Consider the following 23,557-nt stretch of genomic DNA (forward strand, 5'->3'; position numbering starts at 1 on the left):
TAAGCGAAAGTTTCGCTCTCACCCAAAATATACCATATCTTTCATTAAAACACTATATTTTTACAGTAAATAATGTACAAAATATAGGAATTATTGTTAATTTAATGAAAAATAAAAACAGCAGCTCAGGATCTCTCCTTGAACTGCTGTTCATTAATACCCTCTTACTGAGCTACCGCAGCTTTATCTGCAGAAACCGCAATGTCGTTATAATAGATTTCAACTCCATCACCAACAGCCCAATAATTCAGGACGCGGTTATTAACCGGCACTATTACAGCACGATAAAGTGTTGGGAATACTGGAATCTCATCAACCATAAATTGTTGCCACTCTTTATAGATTTCTTTACGTTTGTCTACATCAAATGCAGCCTCGGAGATCCCTTCGGCGAGCAAACGATCGTTCTCTGCACTCGAGTAACGCGGGAAGTTATAGATTGCATCTTTGCCATACAGACCTGATGGGTCAACGTCAATCCCTACACCCCAAGCGCCTTGGTACACATCAACAGTAGGATCATCCTCACCATTTTGACCTATGCGATCATAGAAGGTATTAAACTCTACCATTTCCAAAGTTACATTCAGACCAATCGCTTTCCAGGATTGTACATAATATTGAGCCAGCGGCTCAGCAATGTCTCCACCAGTCATCGAAATGAAATTAATCTTCAGCTCGCTGCCATCTGGATTCGTTCTAAATTCACCGTTTAGTTTGTAACCAGCGTCATCCAGGATCTTCTTAGCTGCTTCTGGATCATAAGCTACACCTGGATTGGAAGCATCATGGAATTCAGGATGGGAAGGTGGGATCAACGTAGTCGCATTCCAGCGAAGTCCATTATAAAACTTCTTACCGACAGTATCATTATCTACGGCAGCCCACATGGCTTTACGCAGATTTACATCCGCCATTTTAGCTTTAGGATCTGTTGCAACAACCTTTTTCTCTGCATCCCATTTACCAAGCTTAAAGCCTATATACGTATAAGCACGATCAACCGCACCCAGGAATTCAACGTTTGACATCTTTGCATTATCCGGGAATTGATCAATAGGGAAGGAATCCACCAAGTCAACTCCGCCAGATTTCAGTTCTTGTACAATCGTTGTTGGGTTGATAACCTTCAAAATTACTTTATCCAGTTTTGGGGCTCCGCGCCAGTAATCTTCATTCTTAACAAATACTACAGACTCACCAGGAACGATGCTCTCTACTTTAAAAGCTCCGAAGCCAATTGGCTTTTGGCGGACTTCAGGGGAAGAGGAGATTTTGGCAACATCCATGCCGCCAAAGATATGTTTGGCTAATGGATAAATCCATACGCTACCCGTTAACAAGGAAGGTGTAGATTGCTTATAAGTAATCTGCAGTTTCTTATCACCCAGCACTTTAATCCCGGATATGGTCTTGGCTTTACCGGAATGGTACTCATCCATGCCTTCAATATTAGTGAAGTCAGAACCATAACGAGGACCATCATAAGCAGGATTACCAATAACTTCATGGGCGAACAACCAGTCTTCAGCCGTTACTGGCTTACCATCCTGCCAGTTTACATTGTCGCGAATCGTAAAGGTAAACGTCCGTCCATCTTCTGCAACTTCATAAGTAGCCGCACCATCATTAGTATATACATAGTCTTTATCCCAAGTTAACAAACCTTCATCAAACCAGTTCAGAACTTGAGCATCTGGATCTCCAGAATAGAAGTTCCAGTTCAAAGTACCTTCAAATGGACTATCGGAAACAAGTCCAAATGTAATTGTCCCTCCGTCAATAGCTTCACCTTGGTTAGTCTTAACGTTACTAAAATCTTTAATGTTATAAAGTCCGTCTTCTGCCTCAGGCGCGGCCGTTGCTTCTGCAGTTGCCGCAGGTGCGCTGGCGCTAGGAGCTGCTGTTGATTCAGCCGCTTCGTTGTTGTTCTTGGAGCCGCAAGCCGCAAGAGCGAACAACATTACAAACATTAATGAAACTAGTAAAGCTTTTGAACGAATGGCTTTTCTCATTTAATCATTTCCTCCCTTATTATCCTTTTCTTTGTCTTGCGTCGGTCGCACGTTTAAGCGCTTGACCCACATTATTTATACTCAACATCAATACCAGGATCAGCAATGATGCGGGTAACCAGATCCACCATCTGAACTCAAGGGTCTGCGGATTTCTCGCATAGCTTACTAGAGTACCCAGACTGGGTGTACTTTCTGGAAAACCAAAACCTAGAAAGGATAGGCCTGATTCCAATCCAATATTAGCTGCCAGATTCAAGGTCATCGTTACGATAATGATAGAGCTTAAGTTCGGCAGAACTTGCGTGAACATAATTTTTAGATTGGAGGAGCCTAGGGTCTTAGATGCCTGAACATAATCCAATTCCTTCTCTTGCAATGTCTTGGAACGAATTAGCCTGGCAATCCCCATCCAAAGAAATGCTGTCATGATAAAGGAGAAGGTCAATGTATTGTACTTAGGCACTGCGCTGACAAAAGCTATAACAATCATTAGAAAAGGTAGAATCATGAAGAAATCCACAATACGCATCGCGACATTATCTACCGTTCCCCCAAAGTAACCTGAGACTAAACCTACCAGAATACCGATAATTCCCGTAAAAAAAGTAACCATAAAGGCAATAGACATGGAATTTCGTGTTCCTATAATTAATTGACCGAATACATCCCGTCCTCCATAATCAGTCCCCAGCCAATGCACAGCCGAAGGCTTCTCATATAGGGCGAACAAGTCAACCGTGACAATTTCTTTCTGATCTAAAAATAAGGAGATCCCATATACAGCAGCAATAATCGTAAATAGGAAAATCAATGAGATCAGTGCCAGCTTATCCCGCACCATCTCCCGCCAAACAATTTTGAAGCCCGATGGACTTTTATCAGTTTCCTGCAGCAGAGCTATCTCTGCGCTCGTCTTTGCCATTTCATTCACCCCAAAGTGTTCATCTTCTTATTTAATCCGGATACGAGGATCTACGATACTTAAAATAATGTCTGATAACAACGCACCGACGATGGAAGCAACCCCATACAGAAGAACAAGAGCTGTTACCACGCTGAAATCCCGAATCGTTATCGAACTTAGAAACAGCAAACCCATTCCTGGATAGCTGAAGATCGTTTCAACGAACACCGTACCACCGATTAGCCCAGTGATCTCATATCCAAAAAATGCAGCGATCGGCAGCAAGGAGTTTCTCAAAATATGACGATTGTATACGCGTGACTCCGAAGCCCCTTTAGCTCTAGCAGTGAGAATGAAATCTTTTTGCTTCGTATCAATGATCTCATTTCTCAGATATTGTACGGTCCCAACCGTTGCAATTAGCGCCATAGATAGCGCAGGCAGAAGCAGATGGTAGAATTTACTCCAGAAGTGACTTAGTGTACCTGGAACTTCCCCGGGACTGACACTGCCGCTGGTAGGAAACCAATGAAAATGAAATCCGAAAACCCATACCATTAAGAGTGCAAAAATAAACAACGGTGCAGCAAATCCAATATAGGTATAGCCAGTTATCAAGCGATCCAGCCACGAATCGTTATAACGTCCGCTGGTAATACCAAGCGGGATAGCAATAAGGTATGTAAGAATCAGCGTAACAATGGCCAGCCAAAGGGTATTCATCAGGCGTTGACCGATTAGCTCTGAGACCGGCATTTTGAAACGGAAGGACTGGCCGAAATCCCCTTGTATCGCTTTAGTGATCCAATCCCAGTACTGGATGTACCATGGATCATTTAAACCGAGCTTTTCTCTCATCGCATCAATGGCCGCCGGGTCAATATTCGGATCAAGCATTCCTGAAAGTGCGTCACCAGGCATCGCCTTCGCCATAAGAAAAACAAGAATACTTAATAGAACTACTTGAGGGATCATTATAAGAATTCTACGAACGATAATCTTCCACATATTCTCAACCTTTCTCAGGCAAGGCTACCAGATGAGTCTCGGAAATTGATTTTAATGGATAAGCCATGCCTTCTTCATCAAAATAATTCCGGTGCGCTTGTTCATATTCTTTGCTTACTGATTTTCTAAACTCCGTCTGCTTTTCTCTCTGTTTCGGATCAATATCAGGAATGGCGGCAATGAGTCGTTTGGTATAAATATGCTGAGGATTGTCAAAAATATCTTTAGCAGTCCCTTGCTCCACATGTCGTCCTTTATACATAATCCCTATGTGATCGCACATATGCCTGATGATCCCGAGATCATGACTGATAAATAGAAAAGTAAGATTCAGCTCTTTTTGAATGTCCTGCATGAAGTTAAGCACTTGTGCCTGTACTGAGACATCTAGCGCAGATACCGGCTCGTCAGCAATAATAAGCTTTGGCTTGAGTGCAATTGCTCTGGCAATTCCGATCCGCTGCCGCTGGCCGCCAGAAAATTCATGCGGATATTTCAGGATGTTCTCAGGACTTAAGCCTACCTGTAAAAGCAATTCCTGCACCCGGCGTTTTTCTTCCCCTGGAGACATTTTTTCGAAATTACGCAACGGTTCTGCAATAATATCGAGTACACGCTTCTTAGGATTTAAGGAAGAGTACGGATCCTGAAAGATCATCTGAATGTCTTTGCGGACATTTCTTTGCTTACGTACACCCCTCAAGGCCAAATCTTGCCCTTCAAAAATCACGCTGCCGCTAGTAATAGAATTAAGACCTATAATCGCGCGACCCGTTGTCGTCTTTCCGGAACCAGATTCACCAACCAGACCATAGGTTTGCCCAGCTTCAATGGTAAAATTAACATTATCGACAGCCTTAACTACGCCAACTTCCCTTCGAAAAACACCGCCGTGGATCGGAAAATGTACTGCTAAATTTTTAACCTCAAGAAGTCCCATTGTGGATTGCCTCCTCGTTAGTATCAGGGAAATGGAAATTGTTATAACAGGTGCAGCGAACGAAATGTCCGGGTGCGACTTCATGCAGCTGTGGGTTCTCCTCATGCTCCGATTCAGGAATCCAAGGCGTCCGTGCCGAGAAACGGCAGCCCTTACGCGGAAGGTTTTGCAGTGGTGGAACAATCCCCTGAATCACATGCAATCTGGATTTCTCTTCTTTTGCCGTTGGAATGGAGTTTAATAAGGATCTCGTATACGGATGTTTCGGATTAGACGTCAACGTAAAAATATCTGCGATTTCGACGATTTGTCCGGCATACATCACCGCAACACGGTCAGCCATTTCGCTTACAACCCCTAAGTCATGAGTGATTAAGATAATGCCTGCTTCCATATCGTTTTTTAATTTTTTAATAAGTTCAAGGATTTGTAATTGGATAGTCACATCTAGTGCTGTAGTAGGTTCGTCAGCGATCAAAAGCTTGGGTCCATTGGCTATCGCAATGGCGATAACCACCCGCTGCCTCATGCCACCGGATAATTCGTGGGGGTACTGCTGATATGTATGCTCGGGACGGGAAATTCCAACCTTGGTCAAAAGATCAATGACCTTCTCTTTTCTCTGTTTCTTAGAAAGCTTGGAATCGTGTAGGATAAGTACTTCTTCAATCTGTGAGCCGATGATCATTAGCGGGTTTAAAGCGGATAAAGGATCTTGAAAAATCATAGACATTTCTTGGCCGCGCAGCTTGTTTAGTGCAGCAGGAGACATGGTAACGATGTCCTGGCCCTTGTATTTGATTTGTCCGTCAATTTTGGCTCTGGTGTGCAGCCCCATAATTGAAAAGGCGAGCGCACTTTTTCCTGAACCAGACTCTCCAACGATAGCCAGAATTTCATTTTTGCGAACAGACAGGGTAACATCATCAACCGCAGCATAATAGTCGTCTGCAATTCTGAACGATGTCGACAAATTTTTGATTTCTAGTAGTTCTTCGCCCATATTCATCACCCTAACGACAAGGATTTCAAAATTAACACAATGAAAATATTATGTAAATTTTGATATAAATAGTGTTGATTTTCATGAAACATTTTGAAATAACCAATGTGATGATAATTAACACCATTAAGAATACTACCAGTAGTTCAATCGGAAATAAAAATGAACATCTCGTAACTTTGTAGTTCATTTTAATTAACTTATGGTAAATTATCAATCTTTTCCTATAAAAAATTTTCAATCGATGTGATTAAAAGTAACGTAGGCAACAAAAAAACGGCTCTAGGCCGCCTTTTTTTGGGAATTATTTAGTTCGTCTGAAAGTTAAAATCTTTTGCTTTCCAGCATGAAATTGGAAGGTATTACAGTCGCTAGCTGGGTTACTGCTCCCGCCGAAGCTTTTGATTATGACGAATCTTAATCTCGTTGCCTTGCTCAGTTGCTTGATAAAAAACACGCTGAGAAATCTCCTTAGGCAAATACTCCTGCTTTACATAATGCCCCGGAAAATTGTGCGGATATTGATATCCTTCATGCCCTAACGCAGTTGCGCCTTTATAGTGCGTATCACGCAGATGCAGCGGTACCTCCGCTGATTTGATCTCATCCATACTTGCCATTGCATTGGAAATAGCCATAACCACAGCATTAGACTTCGGACTTTCCACGGCAAAAAGAATAGCTTGGGCAATGTTCAGCTTCGCCTCTGGCCAACCATTGTTTCGATAGGCATCCAGCGCACTCACCGCTTGAACCATAGCTTGGGGATTAGCCAGGCCGATATCCTCACTGCTGGCTGCAATCAGGCGCCGAATAAAAGTCATAGGGTCCATTCCAAGCTTTTCTACCGCATACAGAAACCAGAACAACGCGGCGTCACTGGAACCGCGAATACTTTTATGAAAAGCGGATAGCACATCATACTGCGTAGATTCATCAGCCTTCACAATGGGGCGCCGAATGGATTCCTCCGCCACCTCCAGCGTAATATGAACACTTCCATCAACTTGCGGCGCGGTAGTCAGGGCTGCCAGCTCCAGCGCATTTAGTGCCCGGCGAATGTCTCCATTAGCCATAGTTGCAATATGCAACAAAGCCTCTTCATCGACCTGAAGCTCCATAAATCCAAGACCTTTATCTTTGTCCGCCAAGGCTCTGCGCATCGCGATCAGACTGTGTTCACTCGTTAATGCCTCCAGCTGAAATAAGGTGGAGCGGCTCATAAGCGCCCCATTAACATAATGGAACGGGTTCTCTGTAGTCGCTCCAATGAAGGTGATGGTCCCTTTTTCTACCGCTGGCAAAAGCGCATCCTGGCGTGAGCTATTAAATCGATGCACCTCGTCCAGGAACAGGATCGTCTTTGTGCCGTACAATGTTTGATTGTTCTGAGCTCGCTCAATAACCTCCCGTACATCCTTCACGGTAGCTTCCACCGCATTCAGACGTACGAATTCCCCTTGTGTGTGATGAGAAATAATATGCGCGAGTGTCGTCTTACCGCATCCCGGGGGACCATAGAGCAAAATCGAAGAGACTTGATCCGCCTCAATCGCTCTTCGCAGCAGCTTCCCCCGACCTATGATATGCTCTTGACCAATATATTCATCAAGATTCTCCGGTCTCATCCGGTCCGCAAGCAGCCGTCCGCCCCCGGTGTCCTCTCCGAAAGAAAATAAATCCATAACTCCACTTCCTTGCTATATTCTTGTAAAAGCTCAATATAAATCCCTCTCTATCATACCATATCACAGGGAAGGATTAGGATGTCCTGCCGGTTCAAGGTAACAGTATCAGCATAGACTTATTTTACGCCAAAATAAAAAGAGCATGATCTCGTCTTAGAAAGGCGGGAGCCATGCTCTTTTTTCAAAATATAAGAAAGTATAGGTTTCACGCTACACTTTATCCTTATGATTTCTCGCATAACGCTTACCGTCCTTATAAGGACACCAGAGGCGTTTATGCTTGAATTGCAAGCTAGCAATTTACTGCCAGCCGCATTTTTGATATGATTTTACGAATGCTTTCTTCCGATAGATGGTACTTCTTCTGAAGTTCCGCTACGGAATCACCGCTTCGATGACAACTGAAAATTTCCTTGTTCCGGTTCGCTATTTCTTTCCTCGAACCGCTGTTCTCGCCCCATCGAACCCGCTCTTCCGTCCTCTTTGGGATGTAGAGCAGTTCACCTTGGATGTATCCCTGAAGCTCTTCGAGCAAGCCAGGGGGGAGCACATCCTTCCCATTTACATAACTCAACTTGCATTTCCTCCTTCAACAGGTGTGTCCCTATGCGTCGGTCAACTAAGTTTTTAGTTATAATCACGTCACCTGCCTCCTTTCTTCTCCTCATATTTGGAAAAATCCGTAATTTCATTATATAAAAACCTTTTGGTAGCGTCTACATTCGATTTCATAAATTTCGTTCTTATGGATAAGTGTGGTACTTCTTATGTTAGTAATAAGGAGGCCATAAGGCCTCCTCGCTTTAAGCAGGTTTCCGTATTAAACGGAAACCACCTCGTATACTGAAATCATTTCAATCAGCCTCCTTCCAGAAGTGTTCTTGCCCGGCCGGACACTTATTATTAAGCCATACCTATGGGGGAGTTACAAGACCAAGAACAGTTATAACCATTCTCCACCAGTCTTACTCCCCCTCAGAATCGCTTCCAGCCGCCGTTTGCACATAGGAAGGAACTTCCCCATTATGGAGCAGCCACAGCTCATGGAGAGCACGTGTACAGCCGACATACATCAGCTTCGCGTCCCAAGCCGTCGCCCCGTAATGGTCTTGATCGGCATCTGCTAAGATCACCGCATCGAACTCCAAACCTTTTGATAAATAGACAGGCAGCACCGATAGTCCACCCTGATATTGCGTCATACTGCCATCAATCAGATGAATATCTTCAAAATGCTGTGCCAGCTCCGCATATAGTTCTGCAGCCTCATGAAGATTTCTTGTTAGGACAGCCACCGTACGGTATTCCCTTCCTGACAGAGACTTCAGTGCAGAGGTTATTGTCCGCAAGCGAGCTTGCTCATCAGCCACCAGTTCCCCGTTATCCTCACCGTAGGCGATCATACGCACGGGATCTCCACTACGAAACACAGGAACAGCCAGCAATGAGCTCTCCACACCTGAAGATAGAATTCCATTAGCGAAGTCTATAATTTCCATAGTAGAACGATAGCTGCGTGTCAGCGCGTGATAAGCCGTGTTCTCAGGGGTAAACAACGTCTGCATCTCTTCCCACGCGTGTACGCCTTTATAGGCATGTATGCCCTGCGAGAGATCACCCAGGATCGTAAAGGAATGGCCTCGCACATATAAATCCAGAACGGCAATTTGGAAAGGTGAAAAATCCTGAGCCTCATCAATTACTACATGGTCAAAGCGAGTAACACCCTCATCACCATTCAAAAGATAATGGATATACAGCAGCGGAGGTAAATCCTCTTCACGTATGATGCCTTTTTTCAGCTCTTTTGCCGTTTCCTTCAGTACAGCTGCCGGAATTTCCTCTGGCGGTTCAACCGGCCAATCCTCAGGAAGTTTAGCTGCTCGGAAAATTTGCTTATAGATCGTTAATGGATCATATTTAGGCCATTTGGCACTATAAGCCTTCTCTCGCTGCGCGCCTTTTTTCTTGCGATCCTTCATAGCAGCAGCTGAAGGGCTCTTCTTCAGTTCCATCTCAATCCAGCGATGAATCCGCGCCATTACCCGTTCCTTGCGCTTAGCTGGAGGATAGGGAGCATACTCCTCATTATGCCAGCGCAAAATCATAGAACGGCGTAGCACCGCACCCTCCCACGGGCTAAAATCACCCTCAGGTACAGAGCTGCTTTCCAATAGCTTGATGCTGGACTCTATGATTCCCATCAGCACCGTGGAACCCTTGAAGCGCCCTGGTGTCTTTTCTGTAATTACCGGCATGCCGCCAGAGGTTTCGAACCAGCGGTTCATCGTCTCCGTCGCATCCTGTTCCGGCAATTCCAGTCCTAGTACATTAGCTGCCCAATCCGGAAATGTATTTTGAGCAATATTACCTACCCCGAGCTCAGGCAATACATCCGAGATGTAATCTAAAAACATCCGGTTTGGTGCAAAAATGATCATTTTTTCCGCAGAAACCTGATCCTTGTATTGATACAGCAGAAAAGCAAGCCTGTGCAGTGCAACGGTTGTTTTACCGCTTCCTGCCACGCCCTGAATGATCAGCGCTGTATTCTTGGCAGCACGGATAATCTTGTCCTGCTCCTCTTGTATGGTCGATACGATATCCCGTAGGCGATTATCCTTATTCTCCCCTAGTCGATAGACGAGAAACTCATCTGATACTATCGGTGCATCGCTTTCCCGATTGTACGTATCCGCGACCCGCTCCAGAATTTGCTTCCGAATCACGACGTTGCGTTTGAGGTATACCAGCCCCTCTATCAATCCCTCAGGAGCTTCATAGGAGGCTGGCTCGGTACCGCCGGTAAACGAATAGAACAGGCTTGCTACCGGTGCGCGCCAGTCGATGACTAGCGGACGGTCGCTTACCTGCTCACGGTCTACGCCGATTTTGCCTATATAGAGTGCCTTCCGTTCATTCTCATCATTGCCTTGAAAATCAAGCCGTCCGAAATAAGGCTCCTGCCTAAGCTTGGCAAGATCTTTGCGCTTCTGATCACGGTTCGCTTCCAGCACCTGTTCCGTATAGTCATGTCCCGTGTACACTGGTGTCTGCTGGAGCTTCTCCAGCAAAGTGTCAATTTCAGTAAGCGCTTGATTCAGCCTGTCTTCTTCCTCTTGATAGGCACTTTGAAAGTTGTCTTCCAATTTCAGTTACCTCCTAAAAGTTTATCGAGCTTAAATTTTCATGCTCCTACGCCCATTTCTCACGCAAAAGGATACCCATTGTAGCACAATCAGCGCTTAAATACCAAATCTTTCAAATGATTTGACTAAACTTATAAGTTCTCCAACCTAAAACCCTTTGGTGCTCCTTAGCTCGCACAAGCGTCGAATATTTAGGACACACCAAAGGTGTTTTTGCCTTTGATTTCGGCGCTTACATACATTTAGCACGGATCAAAGGCATTTTTGCCTTTGGTTTCGGCGTACACGCACATTTAGCTCCAATCAACGGTGTTTATACCTTTGATTTCTTCGTCTATGCGCTTTTAGCTCGAATCTACGGTATTTATACCTTTGATCTCGACGTCTACGCGTATTCGGCTCCAATCAACGGTATTTATACCTTTGATTTCGACGTCTACGCGCATTTAGCTCCAATCAACGGTATTTATACCTTTGATCTCGACGTCTACGCGTATTCGGCTCGAATCTACGGTATTTATACCTTTGATTTCGACTTCTACGCGCATTTAGCTCCATTCAACGGTATTTATACCTTTGATTTCGACGTCTACGCGTATTCGGCTCGAATCTACGGTATTTATACCTTTGATTTCGTCGTCTACGCGCTTTTAGCTCCAATCAACGGTATTTATACCTTTGATTTCGGCGTCTATGCGCTTTTAGCTCGAATCTACGGTATTTATACCTTTGATTTCGACTTCTACGCGTATTCGGCTCGAATCTACGGTATTTATACCTTTGATCTCGACGTCTACGCGCATTTAGCTCCAATCAACGGTATTTATACCTTTGATTTCGACGTCTACGCGCATTTAGCTCCAATCGACGGTATTTATACCTTTGATTTCAACGCTGGCTAATAGAGCTGATTAGTGAACAACAGTTCCCTCGCAATCAAAGAAACTGGATGCCGCACTATAGCACAGCCTGCAAAATAAAGTTAGCTACAAACAAACCAGCAATCCCATACAGCGCAGGTGGCACTTCCTTCCCTTTGCCCAGCGCCAGCTTCACAATTGGGTAGGTAATAAAACCAAAAGCCATACCATCCACAATGCTATAGGTGAATGGAATCATAACCATGATTAGAAAAGACGGGAACAGCTCGGTCAAATCACTCAAGTCCATCTCACGCACATTCTGTACCATAAGTCCGCCGATCACAATCAGGATCGGTGCGATCGCACTATCGGGAATATAGGATAACAACGGAAGGAATAAGAAGGTCGCCCCGAATAGAAGCCCTGTCACCAGCGAGGTGAGACCCGAACGCCCGCCCGCAGCTATTCCTGCATTGGATTCTGCAGCGGCCACGACTGGACTGCTTCCGAAAAGACCCGCGGCGATATTGGCAAGCGAGAGCGCACGCAGGCTGCTTTTGAAGCGTTCTGGACGGCCTGCCATCATCGTCTGTGAGGCTACAAGACCGATATTTTCAAATACAACGATTAACAATAACAGGAATACAGCAATCCAGAACACAAGGCTCACAATACCGCTCCAGTCCATTCCGAAAAATAGGCCGCCATAACCTGAGAATACATGCCCTGAAGCTTGTTTTTCCGGTGCATGTGCAGCTCCCAGAAGATAGGCTAGTCCTGTACCAACCAGCATACTTATCAGCAGGCCGCCGTTAGTTCCCCGGATAAATAACACTAAAGCCAGCAATAAAGTCACACAGGATGTAATAACTGCAGGATCACTAAAATGTCCTATGGCAACAAAAGTAGTCTGATGGGCAATCACTATCCCGCTCTTTTGCAGCCCTATAAAAGTCAGAAACAGCCCTATACCGACTGTAATGGCATGCTGCAGGTTTTGGGGAATTGCCTCACTAAGAATACGATAAAGTGATGTAAAGGCCACGATAGCGAATAACACGCCTGTTATAACGACTACAGTAAGCGCCTCTCTCCAGTCCAGCTTCATGGAATGAACAAGCGTATAAGTGAAAAATGCGTTAATCCCCATCCCCGGAACCACGATGATAGGCGTCTTCCCGCCAAAAGCCATCAGCAGACAGCCGGTAATAGCAGTCAACAGTGTAGCCACCATTGCAGGTCTAAGCGGCATCCCCGCGTCATGGAGAATCGTCGCATTCACCATAACAATATAAACTGAAGCAAAATAGGAGAGAATCCCTGCAGCCCATTCCCGTTTCCAGTCATTCTCAGGCGCAAGCCCCACACTATTTCGCCAAAAATTCGATTTCATGTACAAAAACCTCCACTGATATTAAGTTCCGCAGGCGGATATTACCCGGATTATAAATCTAATAATCAGCCGTTCATCCCGGTTCAGCTATTATGCCTATTTGTGGCCTGCTTCTTGCAGAACCCGCCTGTTTAACGACAACAAAAGGGCGTACGCAGCCGGATTCCAGCTACTCGCCCTTTTGTCCATTACTCTAATCCTATATCTATAATTGAAACAGCCTCAGCTCAGCGATTCACTTACAAGCTGACGCCTCCAGCCTCAAGCAAATCACGCACGGCAACGCTGACCATGATTAGGCCGGCTACCGGTGGAACAAATGAATTGCTGGCTGGCGGTTGTTTCGCTTTACGTCGATCCGGCGCATTCTCCGGAACAATCTTGTCCGTAACATCCTGACGTGGCTTCATTGGCGGCTCCGTAGAGAAGACCACCTTCACGCCTTTCTTAATCCCATCCTTACGCAGCTTCTGGCGAATGACACGGGCAATCGGATCATACGTTGTCTTGGAAATGTCCGCTACCTGGAATCTTGTAGGATCCATTTTGTTGGCAGCGCCCATGCTTGAGATCATAGGAATTCCACGTGACAGACATTCTTTAATCAAATGGACCTTGTAGATAATCGTATCCGAGGCATCAATCACATAATCCGGTTTCAGCTTGAACAGTTCCTCATAGGTTTCTTCCGTATAGAACATGTTCAGCGCAATCGCTTCACATTCCGGATTAATCAGCTTCACGCGATCCACCATCAGTTCGGCCTTCTTTTGCCCAACCGTAGTAGTAAGTGCGTGAATCTGCCGATTCACATTGGTAATGTCGACAGAATCCTTATCAATCAGAATCAGTCTGCCGATCCCGCTACGAGCCAATGCCTCAACAGCCATACCGCCAACACCGCCGATACCAAGTACCGCTACTGTGCTGTTCTTCATAATCTCCAGACCTTCCGGTCCGATCGCCAGTTCCGTACGTGAGAACTGATGCAGCATGAGGTCAGCCTCCTTCAAAAGCTATGGCGAAGCAGAAATCTGCCTCGCCCGCTTTATTTAATTATTCTTTTTCTTTTTCTTTCTTTGGTTTAAGAGCCAGCTTAATATGCAGTTGCTCCAATTGTGAACCGTCTACTGGTGCAGGTGCATCCATAAGCAGATCCGTTGCACTTGCCGTTTTCGGGAATGCGATGGTTTCGCGCAGATTTGTACGGCCCGCCAACAGCATGATTAGACGATCTAAACCGAAGGCAATACCACCATGTGGAGGTGTACCATATTCGAACGCATCCATCAGGTAACCGAACTTCTCGTAAGCAACCTCTTCTGTGAAGCCGAGAGCTTGGAACATTTTTTCCTGTACTTCACGTTTGTAAATCCGCATGGAGCCACCGCCTACTTCATAACCGTTCAGAACGATATCGTAGGCTTGTGCACGAATTGCACCTGGATCTGTGTCAAACAGATGCAGATCCTCTTCACGCGGACGAGTGAACGGATGGTGTTCTGCTACATAACGTTTCTGATCTTCATCATAACCAAGCAATGGGAAGTCAGTCACCCAAGCGAACTTGAACACATTATCGTCGATCAGACCCAGCTGACGTCCGATTTTGACACGAAGGGCGCCTAGAACGTCCGCTACAACCTTTTTGGTATCAGCGGAGAACAACAGTAGGTCGCCTTCTTCAGCGCCTGTACGCTCCTTCACAGCGGCAATTTCTTCTTCAGTGAAGAATTTGACAATCGGTCCTTTGAACTCGCCGTCTTTCACTTGAATCCAAGCCAGACCTTTCGCTCCATAACGCGCAGCATAAGGTCCGAGATCATCGATTTCTTTACGAGTCCAAGTCCCACAGCCTTTAGCATTTAGACATTTCACTTCTCCGCCTTTTTCGATCACAGAAGCAAATACCTTTACGCCACTTGTTGCAACAATATCGTTCATTTCTACAAGCTCTAATCCAAAACGCAGGTCAGGTTTGTCTGAACCGTATTTGCCCATTGCCTCAGCATAAGTCAAACGTTGGAATGGAAGCTGAATATCCGCTCCTACAGTTTCTTTGAACAAACGCTGCATTAGGTTCTCCATCATGCCAAGCAACTCATCTTGAGACAGGAATGAAGTCTCGATGTCCACTTGTGTAAATTCCGGCTGGCGGTCAGCACGCAAATCTTCATCACGGAAACAACGAGCAATTTGATAATAGCGTTCAACGCCACCCACCATCAAAAGCTGCTTGTAGATTTGTGGAGATTGAGGCAATGCGAAAAATTCGCCTTCATGCACACGGCTTGGCACCAAATAATCACGCGCACCTTCCGGTGAGCTCTTAGTTAGGATTGGTGTCTCTACGTCAATAAATCCTTCACTGTCAAGGAAATCGCGGAAAATCTTAGAAGCTTTCGAGCGTAGCAACAGTGTTTTTTGCATCTCCGGACGACGCAGATCCAGGTAACGATATTTCAGACGAAGAGATTCGTCTACTTCCACTCCATCTTCGATGAAGAATGGAGGAGTCTTAGCAGTGTTCAGCACTTCGATATCTGTAATTTGAACTTCAATCTCACCTGTTGGCAGATTGCGGTTAATGGTTTCTTCATCACGTTTAACCACTTTTCCTTTGACAGCCAAAACATACTCACTGCGAACCTTATCTGCAATTTGCAGTGCTTCGCCGGAGTAGTCCGGGTTGAATACAACTTGCACAATACCGCTTCTGTCACGCAGGTCAATAAAAAGTACGCCCCCAAGGTCGCGGCGGGTCTGGACCCATCCGTTTAAGGTTACCGTTTGTCCAATATGTTCTGGTGTTAATTGCCCACAGTTATGACTTCTTTGCATAATTCACCATTCCCCTTTTTATTTAAAAATACATTTCTACTTAAAAAGTCTTCTTCTATACCAACGCCTGAGCCAGCTCTTCGAGCTTCACAGTCTGCTGTTCCCCTGTGCTCATCGACTTCAGCGCAATTACACCATTCTTCAGCTCGTCTTCGCCAAGAATCGCAGTATAACGTGCCGACATACGGTCAGCTGACTTCATCTGCGCCTTCATCTTCCGGCCGAGGTAGTCGCGTTCTGCCGAGAACCCTTGGCTACGCAGAAAGTATAGCTGCTTGGAGATTTCAATGTCAGCCTCTTCGCCAAGAGCTACAAAATACACATCCAGTGGCTTCGCAGTCTCCAGCTCTACCTTCTGATCCTCCAGAATAAGAAGAATACGCTCCAGCCCGATCCCAAAACCAATACCCGGTTGATCCGGTCCACCGATTTCTTCAACCAAACCGTTGTACCGGCCTCCGCCGCCTACGGTATCAATAGAGCCAATGCCAGCTGCTTTATATTCAAACGCAGTATGCGTGTAATAATCCAAACCACGTACAAGACGAGGATTAATCGTGAACTCTACACCCATAATGTCGAGATGCATCTTAACCTTCTCAAAATGAGTTATGCATTCATCATCCAAACTGTCCAAAATAGAAGGGGCATCTGTAAATTTATCCTGATCCACCTTGCAATCCAGCACACGAAGCGGATTACGCTCGATTCGACGCTGACAGTCACTACAGAGGTTATCCTTCATCGGTCTAAGGAATCCCAGCAGCTTCTCCCGGTAAGCCGCACGGCTTGGTGCATTACCCACGGAATTAAGCTCCACTCTTACATCCTTAAGACCTAGATCCTTATAGAACTGATAGCCCATAGAGATTACTTCTGCATCAATAGCCGGATCCACGGCCCCAAACGCCTCAATCCCAAACTGATGGAACTGGCGATATCTTCCGGCCTGCGGACGCTCATAACGGAACATAGGTCCGATATAATACAGCTTGCTTACATCAGGTTCACCGTATAGCTTGTTCTGAACGTAAGCTCGCACGACACCAGCCGTTCCTTCTGGACGAAGAGCCAAATCACGGTCGCCTTTGTCCTTGAACGTATACATTTCGCCTTCCACAATATCCGTTGTTTCGCCTACTCCACGTTCGAATAACCCTGTGTGCTCAAACATAGGTGTGCGAATTTCCCGATAGTTAAAACGGCGGCATAAATCTCTGGCCTTCCCCTCAATATACTGCCATTTCTCCACAGCACCCGGAAGCACGTCCTGTGTTCCTGTTGGTTTCTCGAATCTTTCTTTAGCCACAGTCTATCCCTCCTAAAAAATAACCCCTCTAAAGCTGTTCTCTTCATCTGTTTCTATTGCAGAAAAAGCAAAAAATCCCTCGCCCTGTTTTATAAAAAAACAGGGACGAGGGATTATCATAACCAATAATACACCACGTGGTACCACCCACATTCCGGATCAGTAAAAATATACTGAAGCCGCTCAAAGCGGTTAACGCCCGCCTACGCGTAAACGGCTACTGATCGCGGCAATCAACACTGCCCACTTTCGCCGTACGTTCTCGGGGAGGTCATTCATTCGCTCATCAACAGAATCCTTGCAGCCAAGCGATACCGGTTCATCATCCACTTAAGTAGATGTCATCCGAATCGACAAGGGATTCTTCTCTGGAGTTGTGGGTTCTCGAATTACTTGGTCCCGTCATCAAAACCATATGATAAAATCGTATATTGTTAATATTCTACTGAACTACTGCATTAAAGTCAAGGTAGTAAAAAGGATGCCTAGTATAAATTTTGACAGCTTCCGAGTTTTTTATTCAGCAATTATATTGTAACAAAAAAAATGACCTGCAGCCGAATGCTGCAGGTCCATCATCATATATTATTAAAAAGGGGGTCATGCCTTTATTATAAACACGCTATATTAAGGAATCATGTACGTAATATTACGATTATATTACATTCCATGAAAGCGGTTTATTTTTAATAGAATACTATTCGAATTGTTCAACATAAGCTCCTTTGCCCCGGAGGATTTCCACAACTTCATTATAATTCTCTTCTGCTATACTTAGCTCCATCACATAACGAAGTTCACTTAAATCCCCATCTTCGAGATCTCCTTCTGCCACGTTCGCACTAACCTGATCTTCATTCACACTATAATGCGTTTCAGGGTCAGCCCGTGTGTCGGAGGCGGCAATGCCAGGAACCAGCATAGCTCCAGCTGCAGGTGTGCTAGCCGTTCCAAGCGTTCCAGTTGTGCCTGCGACTACAGATGCACTATCCAGTGGAATGATTGGAAACAGAATATTACGATCATTGCCGATAGGGTCCGTGAGTGGCCAAACCTCCAAGCCATCCACCTTATAGCTAATCAATGCTGTTTTTGCGCCTTCTGCTTCATTTTCAGTTCTGAAATACGCTTGGATTTTTCTGCTCATTGCCATTACCTCCTTGGATTATAAGACTCTTATTTAAATATTGCTTATTTATTTCAGGACCTTCAATATTTCACGAACAAATGCAGGCTCATCTTTTGGTGTACGCGAAGTAATGTAATTGCGATCAACCACTACTTCCTCATCCTTAAACTCCGCGCCGGAATTCACAACATCATCCTTCAGCGGAGGATAAGAGGTAATGGTGCGTCCCTTAAGCAAGTCTGCACTGATCAGAATTTGCGGTCCGTGGCAAATAGAGGCGATAGGCTTGCCTGCTTCATTTGCTTCTTTTACAAACTTCAAAATATCGGCATTTTGCCGTAAATTCTCGGGGGAAGAACCACCCGGGATGACAATCGCGTCATAATCACTTGCTCGAACATCGGCGATCGCCTTGTCTGCTGCGTAGGAGACTTCTTTCTTTTTACCTAGCAAGGTCTCCCCTTTTTTCAAACCAATAATGTCAGCTTGATGTCCTGCCTTTATAATTTCATCATAAGGAACCTTCATTTCAGAATCTTCAAAATCATTAGCCAGTAAGAAAGCAACGTTACTCATGTAATAGTTTCTCCTCTCTGTCTTTAGCAATTAATGATGTTCTAATTATTCTTTCTTGTGGTCTATTACCCTTATGAGGATGCTTTCTAACCTTTAATCGGAAAAAAGGCTTCATTCACAACACCGAAAAAGCCGCCTTTTCCACCCGCTTCAGGTACGCGGCAAGAGATTGCGGCTTCTTCCTTTGATTACTAATGGTTCGGTCTCGCCTTCTAGCTTTTTGGCTAATGCACAGGCTTCCATAGGACTCCCAGCCGGTAGTGCCGGGATACTTCTCCATACCCATGCCTTCTGTGATTGTCTCATTCTTAAACTCCCTGCCTTATGCGTGATATCTGCCTGCATTTAGTTTATCCAGCCCAAAGAAGCTCTATCCGCATAAAAAAAAGATGTCGAAAGTTAGCTCCGGCCAGAAGCAATCTTCGACATCCTCTATTTCGTTAGCTGCGGCTATCCAGAATGAGAGTAACTGGGCCCCAATTGGTCAGCGACACATCCATCATCGCTCCAAATATGCCCGTCTCCACCTGAAGACCTCCAGCTCTAAGCTCTTGATTAAAATAATCATAAAGACGCTCGGCCTCCGCAGGAGCTGCAGCTCCCATGAAATTCGGCCGTCTTCCCTTACGGCAATCTCCGTATAAAGTAAACTGGGACACTGAAAGAATAGCTCCGTTAGTATCCGTGACACTATAGTTCATTTTGCCAGCATCATCTTCAAAAATACGCAGTCCAGCTATTTTATCCGCCAAATATTTGGCATCCTTCTCCGTATCTTCATGGGTAACGCCGACAAGCAGCATCAGACCATTGCCAATCGCTCCGGTCACTGTCTCATCCACGGTTACTTTGGCGTCCTTGCAACGCTGTACTACAACTCTCATCGCACTACTTCGCTCCTTGCCTTATTGCATGATCCGATTCACTGTATATACATCTTTGACTCGTTTCACTTTATCTACAACGGATTGCAGATGCTCCGTATTACGAATAAGGATGGTCATATGAATCATTGCCATCTTATTCTTGTCAGAGCGCCCAGTGACCGCTGAAATGTTCGTTTTGCTCTCGGACACTGCCTGCAGTACTTCATTGAGCAGTCCATTGCGATCATGGCCTGTAATCTCAATATCCACACTGTAGTTTGCTTCCATCGTGCCTTCCCATTCCACTTCAATCACTCTAGCTGCTTCTTCTCCGTCACCTTCACCCGGAATGTTAGGACAATCCTGGCGGTGTACAGATACGCCCCGGCCCCGTGTAACATAACCTACAATGTCGTCACCCGGAACCGGGTTGCAACATCGTGCAAAACGAACAAGTAAGTTTTCAATTCCTTTTACACTAACACCATTGGTAGGTTGATTACGTCTCTCGCCGGAAGACTTGATCTCCTTCATCTCTGAAGTAAGCTCCAAGTGATTAGCAGCTTCTTCCTGCTCCTTGCGCAGCTTCTCCGTCAAGCGGGAGGCAATTTGCGAAGCGGTAATCCCACCAAAACCAACGGCAGACAACATATCCTCTACATCATTAAAGGCAAATTTTTTCGCAGCTTCCAATAGTTTTTCATCAGAAATCCACTCGGAAACTTCGACATTCAGGCGCTTCAGCTCACGTTCAATCGCTTCGCGACCTTTTTCGACATTTTCCTCACGTTTTTCTTTTTTGAACCATTGCTTAATTTTGCTTCTTGCGTGAGAGGATTGTGCAATTTTAAGCCAGTCACGGCTAGGTCCGTAAGAATGCTTAGACGTCAAAATCTCAACAATATCGCCCGTCTTCAGCTTGTGATCAAGCGGCACGATCCGCCCGTTCACCTTGGAACCAATTGTACGATTGCCCACTTCTGTATGAATGCGGAACGCGAAGTCAAGAGGCACAGAACCGGCAGGAAGCTCGATAACCTCACCTTTAGGAGTAAATACAAACACGAGGTCTGAGAAAAAATCCATTTTCAGTGATTTTACGAACTCTTCGGCATCCTTAGCTTCATGCTGCAGCTCCAATATTTCGCGAAAGAAAGGCATCCGATTCTCCGGATTAGCATTATTACTGCTGCCTTCTTTGTATGCCCAGTGTGCGGCTATCCCGTATTCTGCCGTGCGGTGCATTTCCCAGGTGCGAATTTGCACCTCAGTAGGCTCTCCGCCTGGTCCTACCACAGTAGTATGCAGAGATTGATACATATTGGCTTTCGGCATAGCTATATAATCTTTAAAACGCCCCGGCATTGGCTTCCATAAGGTATGAATAATTCCAAGGGTTGCATAACAGTCCTTGATATTATCCACAATGATACGAATGGCCAGCAGGTCATAAATTTCATTAAACTGCTTGTTTTTTGTGCTCATTTTGTTATAAACACTGTAAATATGCTTCGGGCGGCCGGAAAGATCACCTTCAATGCCCATTTCATCCAGCTTGGCACGAATACGGCCAATTACGCTGTCGATAAATTGCTCACGCTCGGCCCGCTTCTTATGCACCAGATTAGCAATCCGGTAATACTGCTGCGGGTTCAAGTAACGAAGCGCAATATCCTCCATCTCCCACTTAATCGCGGAAATCCCCAGCCGGTCAGCTACAGGACAGAAAATCTCCAACGTCTCATAAGAAATACGGCGCTGGCTCTCTTCAGATTGGTATTTTAACGTTCGCATATTATGCAGACGGTCCGCCAGTTTAATGACAATAACCCGGATATCCTGAGCCATAGCAATAAACATTTTGCGGTAATTCTCGTTCTGCTGCTCTTCCTTTGAGCGAAAGCGAATGCGTTCCAGCTTCGTTAAGCCGTCAACAAGCATTGCGCAGGTATCGCCAAATTTAGCGCGGATTTGTTCCAGTGAGACCGTCGTATCTTCCACCACATCATGCAAAAGCGCTGCAACAATAGATATAACATCCATTTGCATATTGACGACAATATCTGCCACCGCCAGCGGATGCAGAATGTATGGCTCCCCCGACTTGCGGATCTGCCCGTGATGAGCCTGATCGGCAAATTCATAAGCTTCCCGGATGCGGAGAAGATCTTTATCTTTTATATAGGCGCCAGCCTTATCAATTAATCGCTCAATGCCCATTCTCGTCGTATCCGATTCCTTTCTATAATAAAATGAACCCGCAACTGTTCAAAAATCTGCAGGTTCCAATCATTTCATTTGTCCAAGCTTACTTACGCCCTTATTCAAAGTTGTCTATAATTATGAGGCTTAAGGAGGATTACGTCAACACTTGCCATCTCATGGGATTCCAGAAGTAAAAGTAATTAAATTCGGACAAATTAATAACACTTGTGAAAATGTTGTTGTAAAAAAGCCAAGTTCTATTTAATCTAGTAAAGGCGGATTTTCGCCGGACAACATAATATCAGATAAGAAAGAGGAGTGAACTCCATTGCAACGCGAAATTCAAGTTAACGAAAAACTTCCATGGGGCCCAGGCTTTCTATTAAGTCTCCAGCATTTGTTTGCCATGTTTGGCAGTACAGTGCTAGTGCCTAACTTGTTCGGGGTCGACCCTGGAATGATTTTGCTTATGAATGGTATCGGTACATTGCTGTACATTTGGATCTGTCGCGGTAAAATCCCTGCGTACCTTGGTTCCAGCTTTGCCTTTATTGCACCGGTATTATCAGTACTCAGTCGTTACCCAAATGATCACATGAAAGGATACTCGCTTGCTTTGGGTGCTTTTATCGTCACTGGTATTATATTCGTGCTCGTGGCATTGATCATTCGTTATGCAGGAACCAAATGGATTGATGTTGTTTTCCCTCCAGCAGTAATGGGAGCTATCGTAGCTACGATCGGACTTGAACTTGTACCTGTTGCCGCACGAATGGCAGGACTTATTGCTCCTGAAGGCGTTGCAGTTGCAGACTGGACGCCAGATGGCAAAACAATCGCACTTTCTATGGTGACGCTTGGTGTAACTGTAATTGGAGCTGTACTCTTCCGCGGTTTTCCAAAAATCATTCACATCCTTATTGGTATCGTCACTGGTTATGGTTTAGCATATATTTTAAAAATGGTGGATACCGCTGCTATCTCTAATGCAAAATTTTTAGCGCATCCTTCCATTGTTACTCCTTCATTTGATTGGAATGTAATATTCACTATTATCCCGGTATCATTAGTTGTTATCGTTGAGCATATTGGACATTTACTTGTAACAAGCAATATTGTTGGCAGAGACTTGGCTAAAGATCCTGGACTTGATCGCTCCCTGATGGGGAACGGGATATCTACAATTATCTCCGGTTTTATCGGTTCTACTCCAAATACAACCTACGGTGAAAATATCGGGGTTATGGCGTTGACTAAAGTATATTCGGTATATGTAATCGGCGGCGCAGCGGTGATCGCTATTCTGCTTTCATTCTCTGGTACTTTCTCCTCTGTTATCGCTAATATTCCAACCCCTGTAATGGGCGGTGTATCCCTGCTGCTGTTCGGTGTAATTGCGGCTTCCGGATTACGTATTTTCGTTGAGCAAAAAGTTGATTTTTCCAAAGCTACGAACATGATCATGGCTACGTTGGTACTCGTTGTCGGAATCAGTGGTACAACCCTTACCATGGGCAACGTTAAACTAAGTGGTATGGCGCTGGCTACAATTGTTGGTATCGTTCTGGCTCTGTTCTTCAAACTCATTGAAGTGCTCGGATTGTCTAATGAAGGCGGAGAAAGTGATAAAACTGCCCATTAATCGGTTATAAAAAATAGAATTTT

At 45.1% G+C, this 23,557-nt stretch carries 19 protein-coding genes; 1 reads left to right on the forward strand and 18 read right to left on the reverse strand.

The window, feature by feature from the left end; translation table 11 throughout:
- Positions 1-164: 164 nt before the first annotated feature.
- The 18 genes from MHH86_RS23935 to MHH86_RS24020 all read right to left on the reverse strand — a co-directional run bounded on the left by MHH86_RS23935 (position 165) and on the right by MHH86_RS24020 (position 21,907).
- A complete protein-coding gene (locus MHH86_RS23935) occupies positions 165-2,015 on the reverse strand; it encodes an oligopeptide ABC transporter substrate-binding protein (protein WP_036677608.1) in 1,851 nt (616 codons plus the stop codon).
- Positions 2,016-2,034: 19 nt separating this feature from the next.
- Positions 2,035-2,940, reverse strand: a complete 906-nt coding sequence (locus tag MHH86_RS23940; protein WP_051490985.1) for an ABC transporter permease — start codon at positions 2,938-2,940, stop codon at positions 2,035-2,037.
- A 27-nt stretch (positions 2,941-2,967) separates the two neighbouring features.
- Positions 2,968-3,930, reverse strand: coding sequence for an oligopeptide ABC transporter permease (gene opp4B / locus MHH86_RS23945; protein ID WP_036677612.1), 963 nt, complete (start codon positions 3,928-3,930; stop codon positions 2,968-2,970).
- A 4-nt stretch (positions 3,931-3,934) separates the two neighbouring features.
- Positions 3,935-4,870, reverse strand: coding sequence for an ATP-binding cassette domain-containing protein (locus MHH86_RS23950; protein WP_036677615.1), 936 nt, complete (start codon positions 4,868-4,870; stop codon positions 3,935-3,937).
- Positions 4,857-5,873: an ABC transporter ATP-binding protein gene (locus MHH86_RS23955; protein ID WP_036677618.1), complete on the reverse strand. Its 1,017-nt coding sequence runs from the start codon at positions 5,871-5,873 to the stop codon at positions 4,857-4,859. Before MHH86_RS23955 ends, MHH86_RS23950 begins: the two co-directional genes overlap by 14 nt.
- 380 nt (positions 5,874-6,253) lie before the next feature.
- Complete coding sequence (locus tag MHH86_RS23960) at positions 6,254-7,558, reverse strand: replication-associated recombination protein A (RefSeq protein WP_036677622.1); 1,305 nt, start codon at positions 7,556-7,558, stop codon at positions 6,254-6,256.
- Positions 7,559-7,853: 295 nt separating this feature from the next.
- A complete protein-coding gene (locus MHH86_RS23965) occupies positions 7,854-8,135 on the reverse strand; it encodes a CD3324 family protein (RefSeq protein ID WP_036677625.1) in 282 nt (93 codons plus the stop codon).
- Between the two features lie 391 nt (positions 8,136-8,526).
- A complete protein-coding gene (locus tag MHH86_RS23970) occupies positions 8,527-10,710 on the reverse strand; it encodes a UvrD-helicase domain-containing protein (protein ID WP_036677628.1) in 2,184 nt (727 codons plus the stop codon).
- 957 nt (positions 10,711-11,667) lie between these two features.
- The gene (locus MHH86_RS23975) at positions 11,668-12,966 is read right to left on the reverse strand and encodes an NCS2 family permease (RefSeq protein WP_036677630.1); all 1,299 of its coding nucleotides are present in this window, start codon (positions 12,964-12,966) and stop codon (positions 11,668-11,670) included.
- A 239-nt stretch (positions 12,967-13,205) separates the two neighbouring features.
- A complete protein-coding gene (locus MHH86_RS23980; RefSeq protein ID WP_036677632.1) occupies positions 13,206-13,961 on the reverse strand; it encodes a tRNA threonylcarbamoyladenosine dehydratase in 756 nt (251 codons plus the stop codon).
- Positions 13,962-14,022: 61 nt separating this feature from the next.
- Positions 14,023-15,807, reverse strand: a complete 1,785-nt coding sequence (gene aspS, locus MHH86_RS23985) for an aspartate--tRNA ligase (protein ID WP_076141541.1) — start codon at positions 15,805-15,807, stop codon at positions 14,023-14,025.
- 55 nt (positions 15,808-15,862) lie between these two features.
- A complete protein-coding gene (gene hisS, locus MHH86_RS23990) occupies positions 15,863-17,116 on the reverse strand; it encodes a histidine--tRNA ligase (protein WP_036677635.1) in 1,254 nt (417 codons plus the stop codon).
- A gap of 192 nt (positions 17,117-17,308) precedes the next feature.
- On the reverse strand, positions 17,309-17,446 hold the full coding sequence (locus MHH86_RS23995) for a hypothetical protein (RefSeq protein ID WP_155288182.1): 138 nt from the start codon (positions 17,444-17,446) through the stop codon (positions 17,309-17,311).
- Between the two features lie 367 nt (positions 17,447-17,813).
- Positions 17,814-18,263 (reverse strand): hypothetical protein, encoded by a 450-nt coding sequence (locus tag MHH86_RS24000; RefSeq protein ID WP_036677637.1) that lies wholly within the window; start codon positions 18,261-18,263, stop codon positions 17,814-17,816.
- A gap of 48 nt (positions 18,264-18,311) precedes the next feature.
- Positions 18,312-18,821, reverse strand: coding sequence for a type 1 glutamine amidotransferase domain-containing protein (locus MHH86_RS24005; RefSeq protein WP_076098992.1), 510 nt, complete (start codon positions 18,819-18,821; stop codon positions 18,312-18,314).
- Between the two features lie 150 nt (positions 18,822-18,971).
- Positions 18,972-19,127, reverse strand: coding sequence for a hypothetical protein (locus MHH86_RS24010; protein WP_155288183.1), 156 nt, complete (start codon positions 19,125-19,127; stop codon positions 18,972-18,974).
- Positions 19,128-19,261: 134 nt separating this feature from the next.
- Entirely contained in the window at positions 19,262-19,705 is a 444-nt protein-coding gene (gene dtd, locus MHH86_RS24015; RefSeq protein WP_036677641.1) for a D-aminoacyl-tRNA deacylase, read from the reverse strand.
- A 21-nt stretch (positions 19,706-19,726) separates the two neighbouring features.
- The gene (locus MHH86_RS24020; RefSeq protein WP_036677643.1) at positions 19,727-21,907 is read right to left on the reverse strand and encodes a bifunctional (p)ppGpp synthetase/guanosine-3',5'-bis(diphosphate) 3'-pyrophosphohydrolase; all 2,181 of its coding nucleotides are present in this window, start codon (positions 21,905-21,907) and stop codon (positions 19,727-19,729) included.
- Positions 21,908-22,220: 313 nt separating this feature from the next.
- Here MHH86_RS24020 and uraA point away from each other — a divergent pair, with 313 nt between their 5' ends.
- Entirely contained in the window at positions 22,221-23,534 is a 1,314-nt protein-coding gene (uraA, locus tag MHH86_RS24025) for a uracil permease (protein WP_036677645.1), read from the forward strand.
- Positions 23,535-23,557 lie beyond the last annotated feature (23 nt).

Origin of the sequence: Paenibacillus sp. FSL F4-0097, assembly GCF_038593125.1 — a bacterium.
GTDB classification, from domain to species: domain Bacteria; phylum Bacillota; class Bacilli; order Paenibacillales; family Paenibacillaceae; genus Paenibacillus_AQ; species Paenibacillus_AQ odorifer.

Bases quoted from the DNA above. Each gene is read 5' to 3' on its own strand.
- MHH86_RS23940 (WP_051490985.1), bottom strand. From the start codon at position 2,940: ATGGCAAAGACGAGCGCAGAGATAGCTCTGCTGCAGGAAACTGATAAA.
- MHH86_RS24020 (WP_036677643.1), bottom strand. From the start codon at position 21,907: ATGGGCATTGAGCGATTAATTGATAAGGCTGGCGCCTATATAAAAGAT.
- MHH86_RS23975 (WP_036677630.1), bottom strand. From the start codon at position 12,966: ATGAAATCGAATTTTTGGCGAAATAGTGTGGGGCTTGCGCCTGAGAAT.
- MHH86_RS23950 (WP_036677615.1), bottom strand. From the start codon at position 4,870: ATGGGACTTCTTGAGGTTAAAAATTTAGCAGTACATTTTCCGATCCAC.
- aspS (WP_076141541.1), bottom strand. From the start codon at position 15,807: ATGCAAAGAAGTCATAACTGTGGGCAATTAACACCAGAACATATTGGA.
- MHH86_RS23980 (WP_036677632.1), bottom strand. From the start codon at position 13,961: ATGCTGCATCAGTTCTCACGTACGGAACTGGCGATCGGACCGGAAGGT.
- MHH86_RS23935 (WP_036677608.1), bottom strand. From the start codon at position 2,015: ATGAGAAAAGCCATTCGTTCAAAAGCTTTACTAGTTTCATTAATGTTT.
- MHH86_RS24010 (WP_155288183.1), bottom strand. From the start codon at position 19,127: ATGAGACAATCACAGAAGGCATGGGTATGGAGAAGTATCCCGGCACTA.
- opp4B (WP_036677612.1), bottom strand. From the start codon at position 3,930: ATGTGGAAGATTATCGTTCGTAGAATTCTTATAATGATCCCTCAAGTA.
- MHH86_RS23955 (WP_036677618.1), bottom strand. From the start codon at position 5,873: ATGGGCGAAGAACTACTAGAAATCAAAAATTTGTCGACATCGTTCAGA.
- MHH86_RS24005 (WP_076098992.1), bottom strand. From the start codon at position 18,821: ATGAGTAACGTTGCTTTCTTACTGGCTAATGATTTTGAAGATTCTGAA.
- MHH86_RS24000 (WP_036677637.1), bottom strand. From the start codon at position 18,263: ATGAGCAGAAAAATCCAAGCGTATTTCAGAACTGAAAATGAAGCAGAA.
- MHH86_RS23960 (WP_036677622.1), bottom strand. From the start codon at position 7,558: ATGGATTTATTTTCTTTCGGAGAGGACACCGGGGGCGGACGGCTGCTT.
- dtd (WP_036677641.1), bottom strand. From the start codon at position 19,705: ATGAGAGTTGTAGTACAGCGTTGCAAGGACGCCAAAGTAACCGTGGAT.